This is a genomic window from Micromonospora sp. NPDC005299 (assembly GCF_042872345.1).
Taxonomy (GTDB): domain Bacteria; phylum Actinomycetota; class Actinomycetes; order Mycobacteriales; family Micromonosporaceae; genus Micromonospora.
Map to the genome: position 1 here is coordinate 245,510 of NZ_JBIAKG010000002.1, position 14,108 is coordinate 259,617.

A 14,108-nucleotide genomic window follows, 5' to 3' on the forward strand; every position below is an offset into this window, starting at 1 on the left:
GCGGCCGCACGGGTCGCCGGCCGGTCACGACGCCGGCGTCGGCAGGCCGAGCGCCTCGTCGACCCGGTTGAGCACCGCCACGTCGTCGGTGCCGACGCCGCGCAGCAGGTCGATGGCGGTGGACCGCAGCTGCCCGACGATCATGACGACGGGCAGCGGCGAGTCGGACCGGAGCAGCTCCGCGCCGATCCGCACCGCGGCCAGCGCGGCCTCCTCGGCCCGTCCCGCGTGCCGGTCGGCGTCCTGCCCGGTCAGGTCGGTGGCCAGGGCCGCCCCGGCGGCGCGTACCGCCTCGGCCAGGGAGCGGAGCGCGGCGCCCAGCTCGGGCGGGGCGTCCGTGTGCAGCCGGGTCAGCGTGGTCGCGTTGCGGGCCAGCACCCGGATGTCGCGCACCGCGTAATCGAGTTGCCGGGCGGTGGCCTCGACCTGTTCGAGCTGGCCGAGGTGCCGGCGGCGACGGACCCGCAGCCGCAGCGACTCGGCGCAGGCCCGCACCGCGGACCGCAGGCGTTCCACGCAGCCGTCCAGCTCCCGGGCTCGGTCCAGCGCCGCCTGGGCTGCCTCGGCGTCACAGCGGTCCAGCGCGGCGTTCACCCGGTCGAGCAGGTCGGCGAGGTCGGCGTACGTCTGCCTTGCCTCGGCGACCAGCGGGGCGAGTGGGTCCCGGGCCACCACGAGCTGGCTCGCGGCGAGGGCGACCGCCCCGCCGATCAGCGCGTCGACGAACCGGAAGGGGGTGAACTCGCCCTTCGGCGCGGCGACCACCACCAGGTAGAGCGCGGAGACCGTGGTCTGAATGACCAGGGTGCTGCTCGCCCCGGCCGCCACCGTGACACCGAGGGTGAGCAGCAGGACGAGGAGCATGGTCGCCGTGCCGGGGCCGAGGGCGTGCACCACCAGGTCGGCGACGAGCACCCCGCTGGCCACCCCGAGCACCAGCTCGATGGTCTGCCGTACCCGCTGGCCCCGCGACTCGCCGAGCACGATCAGCGCCGCGCTCGGCGCGAAGAACGGGTCCGGATGGCCGATCAGCCGCGCGGCGATCAGCCAGGCCACGGTGGCGGCGAGCCCGGCCTCCACGACCGGCACCCACGCCTGTCGCAGCCGCCCCACGGCGGCCTTCCACCAGTTGCGCACCGGCGCCGTCCTCCCCCCTGACGGACCGGCGCACCCACGGAATCTCCGTTCCGGCCGTAGGGGCTCCTACCCATGAAGTTGATCGTCGTAACCGGACCGTCCGACCAGCCGGCGCCGACCTCGCCTTGTCGGGCGGTCGGGGTCAGAGCACCTGCGACAGGAAGCGGCGCAGCCGCGGGTGCTCCGGAGCCTCGAAGACGGCGGCCGGCGGGCCGGCCTCCAGCACGACGCCGCGGTCCATGAAGGCCACGGTGTCGGCCACCTCGCGGGCGAAGCCCATCTCGTGGGTGACGACCACCATGGTCATGCCGGCGGCCGAGAGGTCGGCCATCACCCCGAGCACCCCCTTGACCAGCTCGGGGTCGAGCGCCGAGGTGGCCTCGTCGAAGAGCATCACCTGCGGCCGGAGCGCGAGGGCCCGGGCGATGGCCACCCGCTGCTGCTGCCCGCCGGAGAGCTGCGCCGGCCGGGCGTCGGCCTTGTGGGCCAGCCCGACCAGGTCGAGCTGGGCGCGGGCGACCTGCGCCGCCTCGTCCTCGGAGAGCTTTTTGAGCTTGCGCAGCGCGAGGGTGAGGTTACGCAGCACGGTCATGTGCGGGAAGAGGTTGAACTGCTGGAACACCATGCCGATCCGCTGGCGCAGCGCGTCCGGGTCGTCGCCCAGCACGCTGCGCCCGTCCAGCAGCACGTCGCCCCGGTCCGGCTCGATGAGCCGGTTGATCGTCCGCAGCAGCGTCGACTTGCCGGAGCCGGACGGGCCGATCACGCAGGCCGTTCCGCCCCGGGCCACCTCCAGGTCGGCGCCGCGCAGCACCTGGTGCTGCCCGAAGGCCAGGTGCACGTCGCGGACGGCCAGGCTGACCGAGGTGGCGGTGGCGGTGCTCATCGCGGGTCCTTTCCGGTCGGCGCCGGCGCGCCGGCGGGGTCGAGCTCGACGTCAAGGTCGGGGGCGGCCACCGCCCGGCCCTGCCGCAGCCGCCGGTCGATCCAGTTGACCGCGTGGGTCAGCGGCACGGTCAGCACCAGGTAGAACAGGCCGGCCAGCAGCAGCGCCGACTCGTTGCCGGTGGTGGCCGCGTAGTCCTGCCCGATCCGGAACAGCTCCCGCTGGCTGGCCACCAGGCCGAGGAAGTAGACCAGGCTGGAGTCCTTGATCAGCGCGATGAGCTGGTTGACCCAGGCCGGCAGCACCCGGCGTACGCCCTGCGGGACGATGACCAGGCGCATCGCCTCGCCCCAGGAGAAGCCGAGCGCCCGGGCCCCCTCCAGTTGGGCGGCCTCCACGCTCTGGATGCCGGCCCGAAAGATCTCCCCGATGTAGGCGGCGGCGATCAGCGACAGCGCCAGCACGCCCAGCGGGTAGGGGTTCGGGCCCCATACCTGCATGCCCAGCGGCGCCAGGCCGACGCCGATGAGCAGGATCGTCGCCGCCGCCGGCAGGCCGCGGAACACGTCGGTGTAGACCCGCGCCGGCCACCGCAACCAGCGGGTACGCGAGATGCCCGCGACGGCCAGCAGCATGCCCAGCACCGAGCCGAGCAGGGCGGCGGAGACCGCCAGGATCAGCGTGTTGGGCAGCCCGACGGTCAGCATCTCGGGCAGCGCCTCGCGCATGGCGTCCCAGTCGAAGAAGGTCTCCCACAGGGTGCTCAGTGGATCCATGTCTCCGTCCGCCCCGCTCGTCTCCGTTGTTCCGGCGTCTCCGTCGTTCCGGGGTCAGGAAGCCGCCGACGGCGACGGCACAGTGACCGTGCCGCTGCCCGGCTTGAAGTCGGCCGGGATGGGCCGGCCCGGGTAGTACTGCGCCTGGAGCTTGCTCCAGGTGCCGTCGGCGATCACCTCGTCGAGGCCCTTGTCCAGGGCCTCGCGCAGCTTGTCGTTGCCCTTGGCGACGGCGTACGCGGTCGGGGCCGGGCTGAGCTGCTTAGCGGCCGCCGTGATCTTGCCCTTGCTGTCCGCGGCGGAGGTGTCGCCGATCTCGGCCGGGGCGATCCAGGCGTCGGCGGTGCCGGCCTTGAGCTGGTTGATCGCGCCGTTGTAGTCCGGCACCCGGACCGGGTTCAGGTTCTCCCGGGTGGCGTAGTCGTCCTGCACGGTGCCCTGCACGACCACCACCCGCTTGCCGGCGAGCTGCTCGAAGCCGGTGATCGGGGAGCCGGCGGGCACGTCGAGTCCGAAGTAGCCGAAGTCGTAGCCGTTGCCGAAGTCGACGGTCTTCTTCCGGGCCTCGGTGATGGTGATGGAGGAGCTGCCCACGTCGAACTTGTGGTTGTTGACCTGGGCCAGCAGGGCGGAGAAGTCGGTGCCGACGAACTCCACCTTCAGGCCGGCCTTCGCGGCGACCGCGGTGAGCAGGTCGTTGTCGAAGCCGGTGAACTTGCCCTCCTTCAGGTAGACGTTCGGCGGGGCGTCGGTCAGCGTGCCGGCCCGCAGCACGCCGGCCTGCAGCAGGCCGTACGGGTTGGCGGCCTCGCTGGTGGCGCCGTCGTCGCCGCAGGCGGTGAGGGCGGTGGCGGCGAGCACGGCGGCGGCGCCGAGGGCGGCGGCGCGGGTCAGGGCGGTACGGAATCGCACAGGTGTCTCCAGGGTCCGGGGCGGCGTGGGCGCACGCCGCCGACGGCGCGCCCGAGGCGGGCGGGCCGGAAGGGATGGTGCGGAAGTGGGGGAGTGGCGCTCAGCGCGCGTCGGCGCGGCGACAGGCGTCGCTGCACACCCGCATCAGGTCGACGTGCCGCCGCTTGACCAGCGCGAATCGCGCCGGGTAGGCGAGGCCGTCGGCGGGCGGGGTGCGAAGCTGAGCAGACATGGTTCCCTCGGGTCGGTGATGACCTGGGTACCAGGCCACGCTTGCACCGGCGGCTGCCGGTGCCTGGTCCTCACCCGGGGCACCCCACCGCGGAGGAGGGTTGCCGGCCAGCGAGCCGGGGCTTGGCGCTGGCGCTCATGACCTGCCGAGAAGGCTAGCAGCAGCGCCGCCCCGGCCGTCCAGCCGTTATGACCACCCTCACGCCCGCGCCTTACCGGCGGGCCGGCATGACCGGGGCGTCCCGGCCGGTGCCGTGCCGCGACGGCGTCCGCTGCTCGTGGTAGTCCTGTTCGACGTTGACCGTCCAGACGTCGTGGCCGGCGTCGTGCGCGATGTTCTCGGCGGTCAGCATGGCGGTGAGCATCGAGTGGTCGGCGTTGTTGTAGCGGTGCATGCCGTTGCGTCCCACCGGGTGCACGTTCGGCACCTCGCGGGCCAGCCAGTCCCGGATCACGTCCACGTTGTGCTGGTAGCGCTCGTCGTAGACCGGGTAGGCCTTCGGCATCCGGACCACGTAGCCGGCCTCCACGCAGCCGGGCCGGACCAGGCCCAGCCGCTCCAGTTCGGCGGTGGCGAAGGCGACCAGGTCCGCGTCCGGGGTCCGCCACATCTCGTCGTCCTCGAACACGAAGTACTCCAGCCCCAGGCAGGTCCGCCCGTTCTTGACCAGGTACGGCGACCAGGAGCCGAAGTTCTGGATCCGGCCCACCTTGGCGGCGGGGTCGTGCACGTAGATCCAGTTGTCCGGGAAGGAGAACTCCTCCGGCACCACCAGCGCGACGGTCAGGAAGTCCCGGTACCGCAGGTCGTCGGCGGCGGCCCGGACCTCCGGCGGGGCCTCGGGGCGCATGGCCCGCACCAGCGCGGAGATCGGCATCGAGGAGATCACGTGGTCGGCCGGCTCGGTGCGCTCGCCGTCGGCGTCGACCACCGTCACGGCGGTGGCCCGCCGCCCCGCCGGGTCCCGGTGCACCTCGGTCACCCAGGTGTTGGTGCGGACCGTGGCGCCCCGCTTCTCCACCTCCTCGGTGCAGCGCTCCCACATCATCCCGGGGCCGTGCTTCGGGTACTGGAACTCCTCGATCAGGCTGGTCACGTCCTTGCGGTTGCGCTTGGGCAGCAGCGCGTTGAGCACCGCGGTCGAGAGCGACAGGTTCTTGATCCGCTGGGCGGCCCAGTCGGCCTGCAGCTGGTCGGCCGGCATCCCCCAGACCTTCTCCGTGTACGTCTTGAAGAATTTCGAGTAGAGCCGCCAGCCGAACCGGGCCGACACCCACCCCTCGAAGTGCGACTGGTCCTTCGGCGGGCGCAGCCGGGCCCGCCCGTACGACCCGACGCAGCGCAGCGCCTCCAGCAGGCCGAGGTTGCGCAGCGCGTTGCCGGCGCTGAGCGGGTAGTCGTAGAGCGCGCCCCGGTAGTAGATGCGGCTCATCCGCGGCCGGAGCAGGAAGTCCTCGTCCGGCAGGATTTCGTGCCAGAAGTCCTCCACCCGCGAGACCTTGGTGAAGAACCGGTGCCCGCCGATGTCGAACCGCCAGCCGTCCCGCTCGACGGTGCGGCTGATCCCGCCGACCACGTCGTCGGCCTCGTAGACCCGGACCGGCTCGCCGTGCCGCAGCAGCTCGTACGCGGCGGTCAGCCCCGCGGGCCCCGCCCCGATGACCACGGTCCCGTTGCCGTCACCCATGCCGTCCGCGCCCCCCGCTGCCAGCCTGCCGATGCGGCAGCGCCCTTACCCGTCCTGCCCGCCGACTCACCTGCGGCGGCGATCCGCCACCCCCGGGTCACCCGTTCGGGTCGGGCGGGTGTGAACCGGGACGCAACGGGGATGCGCGGACGGTTTCCCGGTCCGGGGGTCGGTCGCGGGGCGACCGGTGGGAGCGGGATGGGAGACGAGCGGCGGGCCGGGACGACCGGCCGCTCCGCCCCGGCGCGGTGGTCGGGTGTGCCGGCCCGGCTGGCGTCGGCGGGTGGGCGGCTGGCCGCGCGGATCCCCGCGCCCTGGGGCTTCGTGCTCGCCGTCTTCGCCGGCTCGAAGCTCGTGCTCAGCCTCCTCGGCGTGCTGGTGCTGACCGCCTGGGACCAGGTGCCCGGCGCGCCGCCGGCCGACGAGGCGATGATGCGGACCCAGCAGGACGCGATCTCGTCGCACCGCTGGATCTCGCTCTGGTTCGCCTGGGACTCGTTCCTCTACGACCACCTGGCCCGGGTGCCGCTGGACCGGCCGTGGACCGACTTCGGCTTCCCGCTGCTCTACCCGTTCCTGGCCCGGCCCCTCGCGCCGCTGCTCGGCGGGCACACCGCCTGGGCGCTGCTGGTGGTCGCCAACGTGGCGCTGCTGTTCCAGCTCTGGTTCGCGTTCCGGCTGGGGGCCCGGCTGCTCGGCGCCGACGACCCGGACGCCGCCGGCGCGGACGGTCGGCGTTCCGTGCGGTACGTGCTGCTCCTGCCGACGGCGTTCCTGTTCCAGGCGGCGCTGACCGAGTCGCTCTTCGTCTGCCTCGCCCTGGCCGCGTTCTGGTACGCCGAGCAGCGCCGCTGGCTGGTGGTCGGGGTCGTCGGCTACTTCCTGGCGATGAGCCGCTCGGTCGGCTTCGTGGTGGTGATCCCGCTGGCCCTGGTGCTGCTGCGCCAGCACGCCTGGCGCCTCGACCCGCGTGCCCTCGCGCGCTACCTGCGGCAGGGCTGGCCGCTGCTGCTGGTGCCGGCCGGCTGGCTGACCTTCATGGCGTTCTGTCGCTGGCAGAGCGGCGACTGGTTCGCCTACCAGCACGCCCAGGAGAAGGGCTGGGGGATCAAGGTGCAGAACCCGCTCGGGGTGGCCGGGTCGGCGCTCGTCGGCGACAACTCGGCCAACGCGTTCCGGGTCTGGATCGCCGTGGCGATGCTGCTCGTGGCGGTCGTCGGGCTGCGCCGGCGGGCCGACTGGCCGTACCTGGTCTACACGGTGATCGTGGTGCTGGTGCCGCTGTCGATGGGCCCGCCGGTGTACAAGAGCCTGCTGCGCTATCTGCTGGCCGCGTTCCCGGTGGCGCTGGTGCTGGCCCGCTGGGCCCGCCGGCCCGGCCTCGACGGCTGGCTCACCGCCGGGCTGGCGCTGCTCCAGGGCGCGCTGTTCGCCGTGTGGCTGACCTACTGGACCCACCTCATCATCTGACCGCCGCCCGGCACGACGGCCGGCCGGGCCGCAGAATGGCCGGATGAGCGACCGGCGGGTGACCCTCGACGACCTCGGCGCCTGGCTGATCAAGGGCAACGCGGACGCGGTGGACCTGACCGGCCGCTTCGCCGCCGACCCGAGGGTGGCGACATGGTGCGTCCGACCGGGCTACCGGGTCCGGCTGATGCTGGCCGGGCAGCCGGTGGTGTTCTGGGCCAGCGGCAGCCGCGGCCGGGCGCCGTACGGGCTGTGGGGCCTGGGCCGGGTCGCCGCCGCGCCGCGCCCCGGCGCGCCGGGCGAACCGTGGACCCTCCCGCTGGACCTGACGATCCTCGACGAGTCGCTGCGGGTACGCCGGGAGCTGCTGCGGGCCGACGCGCGGCTGGCCGGGGCCGAGGTGTTCCGGCAGCCGCAGGCGGCGAACCCCTCGTACCTGACCGTGGCGCAGTTCGCCGCGCTCCGCGACCACCTGCCGGCGCCGCGCCCCGGTGGGCATGGTCCGGCTGTCCCCGGGTAGATCGAACCGGGCGGAGAAGCGAGGTGGGCGATGGCCGGGACGTGGCTGATGGGCGCGGGCACGGCGACGGCGGGGCGGCGGCCGACCGCCGTCCTGGTGGCGGTGCATCCCGAGGACGGGGACGGGAGCGGCCCCGGGAGCGAGACCTCGCTGGCCGAGCTGAGCCGCCTCGCCGACACCGACGGGCTGACCGTCGCCGAGGCGGTGGTGCAGAACCGGACCAGGCCCGACCCGGCCACGTACGTCGGCTCCGGCAAGGTGGACGAGCTGGCCGCGGTGGCCGAGCGGACCCACGCCGACGTGGTGATCGCCGACGGCGAGCTGAGCCCCGGGCAGGTGCGCAACCTCGAGGAACGCACCGGCGTGCGGGTGGTGGACCGGACCGCGCTGATCCTGGACATCTTCGCCGAGCACGCCCGCACCAGCGAGGGCCGCGTGCAGGTGGAGCTGGCGCAGATCGCGTACCAGCTGCCCCGGCTGCGCGGCGACGGCCGCGCGTTGTCCCGGGTGGGTGGCGGCCGGATGGCCGGCGGCGCCGGCATGGGCGTCCGCGGTCCCGGTGAGATGAAGCTGGAGACCCAGCGCCGCCGGCTGCGGCAGCGGGCCACCCGGCTGCGGGGCAACGTGCGTGAGCTGGCCCGGCGGCGGGAGCGCAACCGCGGTCGCCGGGCCCGCAACCGGGTGCCCTCGGTGGCCATCACCGGCTACACCAACGCCGGCAAGTCCGCCCTGCTCAACCGCCTGACCGGGGCGGACGCGCCGGTCCAGGACGTGCTCTTCGCCACGCTCGACCCGACGGTCCGGCGGATCTCCACCGGCGACCTCACCTACACCGTCACCGACACGGTCGGGTTCGTCCGGCACCTGCCCCACCAGCTGGTCGACGCGTTCCGCTCGACGCTGGAGGAGGTGAGTGGCAGCGACCTGGTGCTGCACGTGGTGGACGCCGCCGCGCCGGACGCGCTGGAGCAGATCACCACCGTGCACGGCGTGCTGCACGAGATCGGCGCCGGGGACGTGCCCGAGCTGCTGGTGCTCAACAAGATCGACGTGGCACCCCCGGACTGGGTGGACGCGCTCTGCCGTGCCTGCCCGGAGGCCGTGCCGGTGTCGGCGCTGACCGGCGAGGGCGTGGACCGGCTGCGCGCCGAGTTGGCCGCCCGGCTGGGCGGCCACTGAGCGAAGCCGGGTCTTGCTATGCAACTCGTTGCATAGCAAGATGGCCGGCATGTCGCTGGAGCACGCCATCCTCGTCTCGCTCCTGGAACAGCCCGCCTCCGGCTACGAGCTGGCCCGGCGCTTCGACCGCTCGATCGGCCGCTTCTGGACCGCCACCCACCAGCAGATCTACCGCGTCCTCAAGCGGATGGACAGCGACGACTGGCTCACCGCCGAGGAGGTCGGCCAGGAGGGGCTGCCGGACAAGAAGGTCTGGTCGGTCACCCCCACCGGGCGATCCGCCCTGGTCACCTGGCTGCGCGCCCCGGTGCAGCCGGAAGCCGTCCGGCACGAGCTGGCCGTCAAGATCCGCGGCGCCGCGTTCGACGACGCCGCCGGCCGCGCCGCCCTGGTCGCCGAGGTCGAGCGCTACCGCGCCGACCACGAGGCCACCCTCGCCGGCTACCTGGCCGGCGAGCGCCGCGACTTCCCCGACCCCGCCGCCCGGGACGCCCGCGCGGCCCTCCAGCACGTCGTGCTGCGCGGCGGCATCGCGTACGAGCGGATGGTGCTGGCCTGGCTCGACGACGTCCTCGACACCCTGCGCGACCTCGACCCCGCCACCGGTAGGAAGGCGACCCCGTGACCGACCCGCTGCTGTTCCACCCGCACCGCTACGACCCCGCCCACCTCGACGAGACCTCCCGGCGGCTGCTGCGCGCCACGATCGACTGGTTCGAGTCCCGCGGCAAGCAGACCCTGGTGGACAGCTACAACCACCGCGAGTGGTACGCCGACTTCCTCGACTTCGCCGCCAAGGAGGGGCTCTTCGCCACCTTCCTCACCCCGGCCGCGGACGGCGGCGGCGACCCGGACAAGCGCTGGGACACCGCCCGCAACGCCGCGCTCAGCGAGATTCTCGGCTTCTACGGCCTCGGCTACTGGTACACGTGGCAGGTCACCGTGCTCGGCCTCGGGCCGGTCTGGCAGAGCGGCAACGCCGCCGCCCGGGCCCGCGCCGCCGCGCTGCTCGACGAGGGGCACGTGATGGCGTTCGGCCTCTCCGAGCGGCCGCACGGCGCCGACATCTACTCCACGGATCTGCTGCTCACCCCCGACGGGGAGGGCGGCTTCCGGGCCACCGGCGGCAAGTACTACATCGGCAACGGCAACGTCGCCGGGCTGGTCTCCGTCTTCGGCCGGCGCGCCGACGTCGAGGGCCCCGAGGGGTACGTCTTCTTCGCCGCCGACAGCCGGCACCCCGCGTACCGGCTGGTCCGCAACGTGGTCAACGCGCAGATGTACGTCAGCGAGTTTCGCCTGGAGGACTACCCGGTGCGCGCCGAGGACGTGCTGCACACCGGTCCGGCCGCCTTCGACGCCGCGCTCAACACGGTCAACGTCGGCAAGTTCAACCTCTGCACCGCCTCCATCGGCATCTGCCAGCACGCCATGTACGAGGCGGTCACTCACGCCCACCAGCGGATCCTGTACGGCCGGCGGGTCACCGACTTCCCGCACGTGCGCCGCGAGCTGACCGACGCGTACGCCCGCCTGGTGGCCATGAAGCTGTTCAGCGACCGGGCGGTCGACTACTTCCGCTCGGCCGGCCCGGACGACCGGCGGTACCTGCTGTTCAACCCGATGACCAAGATGAAGGTCACCACCGAGGGCGAGAAGGTCATCGACCTGCTCTGGGACGTGATCGCCGCCAAGGGCTTCGAGGCCGACAGCTATTTCGACAAGGCCGCAAAGGACATCCGCGGCCTGCCGAAGCTGGAGGGGACGGTGCACGTCAACCTGGCGCTGATCCTCAAGTTCATGCCGAACTACCTGTTCCGGCCGGCCGAGCACCCGCCCGTGCCGACCCGGCGCGACCCGGCCGACGACGAGTTCCTCTTCGCGCAGGGCCCGGCCCGCGGCCTCGGCGCGATCCGCTTCCACGACTGGCGCAACGCCTACGACGCGCACGTCCACGTGCCCAACGTGGCCCGGTTCCGCGAGCAGGCCGACGGGCTGGCCGCCCTGCTCGCCGCGCACGCCCCGGACGAGGCCCAGCAGCGGGACCTCGACTTCCTGCTGACCGTCGGCCAGCTCTTCGCGCTGGTCGTCTACGGCCAGCTGATCCTGGAGCAGGCGGAGCTGACCGGTCTCGACGCCGACCTGCTGGACGAAATCTTCGACCTGCTGATCCGGGACTTCTCCGCATACGCCACCGAACTGCACGGCAAGGCGGCCACCACCGACGCGCAGGCGGCCTGGGCCCTCGCCAACCTCCGCCGCCCGGTCACCGACGCCGATCGCACCGCCCGGGTGTGGCAGCGGGTGGTCGCCCTCGCCGGCGCCTACGAGATGCACCCCTGACCGGTCAGAAGGGGGCGCCCTTCGGCGCCCCCGCCCGGTAGGTTGCTCGGATGTTCGCCCTCGCCCTGACCGACGACGCCGAGCTGCGGCCGCTGATGCCGTGGCACGCCGGCGAGTTTCTCGCCAACCTCGACCGGTGCCGGGAGCACATCGCCCCCTGGGTGGGTGCGTCCTTCGTGGCCACCGACGCCGAGTCCGCCCGCCGGGTCCTGCAGAACTACGCCGACCGGTGGGCCCGCGACGACGGCGGGATCTGGGGCATCTGGCAGCGCGGCACCCTGGTCGGCGGCGTGCTGTTCGTGTCGCTCAGCACCACCACCGGCGTCTGCGAGGCCGGCTGCTGGCTGGAGGCGGGCGCCGAGGGGCAGGGCCTGGTCACCCGGGCCGCCCGCGTGATCATCGACTGGGCGGTGCGGGAGCGGGGCATCCACCGCGTCGAGTGGGTGACCAAGGCCGGCAACGACCGCAGCATCGCGGTGGCCCGGCGGCTGGGCATGCGCCGCGACGGGGTGCTGCGCGGGGCCGCCCCGGCACCGGAGGGCCGGGCCGACATGGAGGTCTGGTCGGTGCTCGCGCCGGAGTGGACCGCCTGACCGCTGGGCCGCCGGCCGGGGAACTGTCGTACCCGGACGTCAACATGTGTCCATGGCTGTCCCCGCACTGGCTGACCGGTCCCCCCAGCCGCGTGCCCTGCCGCTGCGCGAGGTCCGCACCCGGCTCACCCAGCTCGTCTCCCTGGCCGAGCTGACCGACACCGTCACCGTCGTCACCCGCGACGGCGACCCGCGCCCGGTCGCCGCGATCGTGCCCGCCGCGGCGGCGCGCACGGCGGCGCAGGCCCGCGCCGACGCCGACCGGATCGCCGCGATCAGCGCCGGCTGGTCCCGGCGGCTGGAGGAGCTGCACCGGCAGAGCAGCCGGCGGCACGCCGCCGAGCTGCGCATGCTCACCGACGCCCTCGCCGAGGTCTGGGCCGAGCTGGACCGCCGCGCCCCGGCCGGCGACCCGGCGCTCGCCCGGCTCCGCGCCGCCCACGCCGACCTGCTGCGCGGCTGACCGCGCGGCCTCCGACCACTCGGGCCGGAGGCCGCCGGCGTACGTCAGTCCCGGCCGCGCTGGGCGCGGTAGCGCCGGATCAACGCGGCGGTGGACGAGTCCGCGTCGCCGAGGTCCGCCCCGGCCCCGGTGAGCTTCGGGGCGAGCTGGTTGGCCATCACCTTGCCCAGCTCCACGCCCCACTGGTCGAAGGCGTTGATGTCCCAGACCGCGGCCTCGGTGAAGACGATGTGCTCGTAGAGGGCGATGAGCTGGCCCAGCGTCGCCGGGGTCAGCTTCGGCGCGATGATCGACGTGGTCGGGTGGTTGCCCGGCATCACCCGGTGCGGCACCACCTCGGGCGCGGTGCCCTCCGCCTCGACCTGCTCCTTCGTGCGGCCGAAGGCCAGCGCGGCGGTCTGCGCGAAGAAGTTCGACATGAACAGGTCGTGCATGTCGCCCAGGTCGTGGTTGGGCTGGCTGAACGCGATGAAGTCGGCCGGGATCAGCCGGGTGCCCTGGTGGATGAGCTGGTAGAAGGCGTGCTGGCCGTTGGTGCCCGGCTCGCCCCAGAAGATCTCCCCGGTCGGGTACGTGACCGGCCGGCCGTCCCGCGTCACCGACTTGCCGTTGCTCTCCATGGTGAGTTGCTGCAGGTAGGCCGGGAACCGGTGCAGGTACTGCGCGTACGGCAGCACCGCGTGGGTCTCCGCGCCGAGGAAGTCGGTGTACCAGACGTTGAGCAGGCCGAGCAACGCCGGCACGTTCCGCGCCACCGAGGTCCGGAAGTGCTCGTCCACGGCGTGGTAGCCGGCCAGCAGCTCCCGGAACCGCTGCGGCCCGACCGCCAGCATCACCGACAGCCCGACCGCCGAGGGCAGCGAGTAGCGGCCGCCCACCCAGTCCCAGAAGCCGAACATGTTCTCCGGGTCGATGCCGAAGTCGCGGACCCGCTGCTCGTTGGTGCTGACCGCGACGAAGTGCCGGGCCACTGCGCTGTCGTCGGCGTCCAACCCGGCCAGCAGCCAGCGCCGGGCCTGGGCGGCGTTGGCCAGGGTCTCCTGGGTGGAGAAGGTCTTGGAGACCACGACGAACAGCGTGCTGGCCGGGTCGAGGTCGGTGGTCTTGTCGTGGATGTCGGTCGGGTCGATGTTGGACACGAACCGGCAGCTGATCCCCGCGTCCCGGTAGGCCTTCAGCGCCTCGTACGCCATCACCGGCCCGAGGTCCGAGCCGCCGATGCCGATGTTGACGACGGTGCTGATCCGCTCGCCGGTGTGGCCCCGCCAGGCGCCGGAGCGCACCCGCTCGGCGAAGGCCGACATCCGGTCCAGCACGGCGTGCACGTCGGCGACCACGTCCTGGCCGTCCACGGTGAGCGACGCGTCGCGGGGCAGGCGCAGGGCGGTGTGCAGCACGGCCCGGTCCTCGGTGGAGTTGATGTGCTCCCCGGCGAACATGGCGGCGATCCGGTCGGTCAGCCGGACCCGCTCGGCGAGCGCGGTCAGCAGGCTCAGCGTCTCGTCGGTGACCAGGTTCTTGCTGTAGTCGACGTGCAGGTCCGCGACCTCGCCGGTGAGCCGCTCACCCCGTTGCCCGTCGGCGGCGAACAGCTCCCGCAGGTGCGTGCCGCGCATCGCCTCGGCGTGCTTGCGCAGGGCCTGCCATTCGTCCGTGGTGGTGACGTCCACAGCCATCGGGTCGATCTTCTCCTTCACGACGGGTCTGCCGGCGGGCCGGCGTCGCCCCGCTGCCGGCGACCCCACCAGCCTGCCACCCGGAGCGGGTACGCGCGACGCGACCCGACATCGCCCACTCCTCGGAAGCGGGGATCCGCGGGCGCGACACGGGTTTGGGACGGGTGTTCGACACGCCGGTCACGGGCAGACAGCACACGGCTGCAGAAAGTAAGCTCCGGTGCTGCCCATCGG

Annotated in this window: 14 protein-coding genes and 1 riboswitch; of the genes, 7 read left to right on the plus strand and 7 right to left on the minus strand. The window is 73.3% G+C overall.

The annotated features are described in order from the left end of the window. Nucleotides 1-24: 24 nt before the first annotated feature. The 6 genes from ACFYPD_RS06460 to ACFYPD_RS06485 all read right to left on the minus strand — a co-directional run bounded on the left by ACFYPD_RS06460 (nt 25) and on the right by ACFYPD_RS06485 (nt 5,630). Nucleotides 25-1,137 (minus strand): aromatic acid exporter family protein, encoded by a 1,113-nt coding sequence (locus ACFYPD_RS06460; protein ID WP_387109696.1) that lies wholly within the window; start codon nt 1,135-1,137, stop codon nt 25-27. Between the two features lie 142 nt (nt 1,138-1,279). Continuing rightward, nucleotides 1,280-2,023 carry an amino acid ABC transporter ATP-binding protein gene (locus tag ACFYPD_RS06465; protein ID WP_387109698.1) on the minus strand — a complete coding sequence of 248 codons (744 nt, stop codon included), beginning with the start codon at nt 2,021-2,023 and terminating at the stop codon, nt 1,280-1,282. Continuing rightward, entirely contained in the window at nt 2,020-2,799 is a 780-nt protein-coding gene (locus tag ACFYPD_RS06470) for an amino acid ABC transporter permease (RefSeq protein ID WP_107078063.1), read from the minus strand. Before ACFYPD_RS06470 ends, ACFYPD_RS06465 begins: the two co-directional genes overlap by 4 nt. Nucleotides 2,800-2,853: 54 nt before the next feature. Next, on the minus strand, nt 2,854-3,711 hold the full coding sequence (locus ACFYPD_RS06475; protein ID WP_387109699.1) for an ABC transporter substrate-binding protein: 858 nt from the start codon (nt 3,709-3,711) through the stop codon (nt 2,854-2,856). Between the two features lie 100 nt (nt 3,712-3,811). Continuing rightward, nucleotides 3,812-3,943 carry a hypothetical protein gene (locus ACFYPD_RS06480; protein ID WP_387109701.1) on the minus strand — a complete coding sequence of 44 codons (132 nt, stop codon included), beginning with the start codon at nt 3,941-3,943 and terminating at the stop codon, nt 3,812-3,814. A 32-nt stretch (nt 3,944-3,975) separates the two neighbouring features. Then, nucleotides 3,976-4,086, minus strand: a riboswitch (SAM riboswitch). 68 nt (nt 4,087-4,154) lie between these two features. Beyond that, nucleotides 4,155-5,630: an NAD(P)/FAD-dependent oxidoreductase gene (locus tag ACFYPD_RS06485; protein WP_387109703.1), complete on the minus strand. Its 1,476-nt coding sequence runs from the start codon at nt 5,628-5,630 to the stop codon at nt 4,155-4,157. 198 nt (nt 5,631-5,828) lie between these two features. Between ACFYPD_RS06485 and ACFYPD_RS06490 the strand changes: the two genes are divergently transcribed. From ACFYPD_RS06490 to ACFYPD_RS06520, 7 genes are read left to right on the plus strand one after another with little or no spacing between them, the layout of a single operon-like run. Further along, the gene (locus ACFYPD_RS06490; RefSeq protein WP_387109704.1) at nt 5,829-7,100 is read left to right on the plus strand and encodes a hypothetical protein; all 1,272 of its coding nucleotides are present in this window, start codon (nt 5,829-5,831) and stop codon (nt 7,098-7,100) included. 43 nt (nt 7,101-7,143) lie between these two features. Continuing rightward, entirely contained in the window at nt 7,144-7,620 is a 477-nt protein-coding gene (locus ACFYPD_RS06495; protein WP_387109706.1) for a hypothetical protein, read from the plus strand. A gap of 30 nt (nt 7,621-7,650) precedes the next feature. Continuing rightward, nucleotides 7,651-8,799 carry a GTPase HflX gene (gene hflX / locus ACFYPD_RS06500; RefSeq protein ID WP_387109708.1) on the plus strand — a complete coding sequence of 383 codons (1,149 nt, stop codon included), beginning with the start codon at nt 7,651-7,653 and terminating at the stop codon, nt 8,797-8,799. 49 nt (nt 8,800-8,848) lie between these two features. Further along, nucleotides 8,849-9,424: a PadR family transcriptional regulator gene (locus tag ACFYPD_RS06505; RefSeq protein ID WP_387109710.1), complete on the plus strand. Its 576-nt coding sequence runs from the start codon at nt 8,849-8,851 to the stop codon at nt 9,422-9,424. Then, nucleotides 9,421-11,142, plus strand: coding sequence for an acyl-CoA dehydrogenase family protein (locus ACFYPD_RS06510; RefSeq protein WP_387109712.1), 1,722 nt, complete (start codon nt 9,421-9,423; stop codon nt 11,140-11,142). The genes ACFYPD_RS06505 and ACFYPD_RS06510 overlap by 4 nt, the downstream gene beginning before the upstream one ends. Before the next feature lie 50 nt (nt 11,143-11,192). Continuing rightward, nucleotides 11,193-11,735, plus strand: coding sequence for a GNAT family N-acetyltransferase (locus tag ACFYPD_RS06515; protein WP_387109714.1), 543 nt, complete (start codon nt 11,193-11,195; stop codon nt 11,733-11,735). 52 nt (nt 11,736-11,787) lie between these two features. Then, the gene (locus tag ACFYPD_RS06520) at nt 11,788-12,198 is read left to right on the plus strand and encodes a type II toxin-antitoxin system Phd/YefM family antitoxin (RefSeq protein ID WP_387109716.1); all 411 of its coding nucleotides are present in this window, start codon (nt 11,788-11,790) and stop codon (nt 12,196-12,198) included. Between the two features lie 44 nt (nt 12,199-12,242). Here ACFYPD_RS06520 and pgi read toward each other — a convergent pair whose 3' ends face one another. Further along, a complete protein-coding gene (gene pgi / locus ACFYPD_RS06525; RefSeq protein ID WP_387110590.1) occupies nt 12,243-13,874 on the minus strand; it encodes a glucose-6-phosphate isomerase in 1,632 nt (543 codons plus the stop codon). Nucleotides 13,875-14,108: the final 234 nt, after the last annotated feature.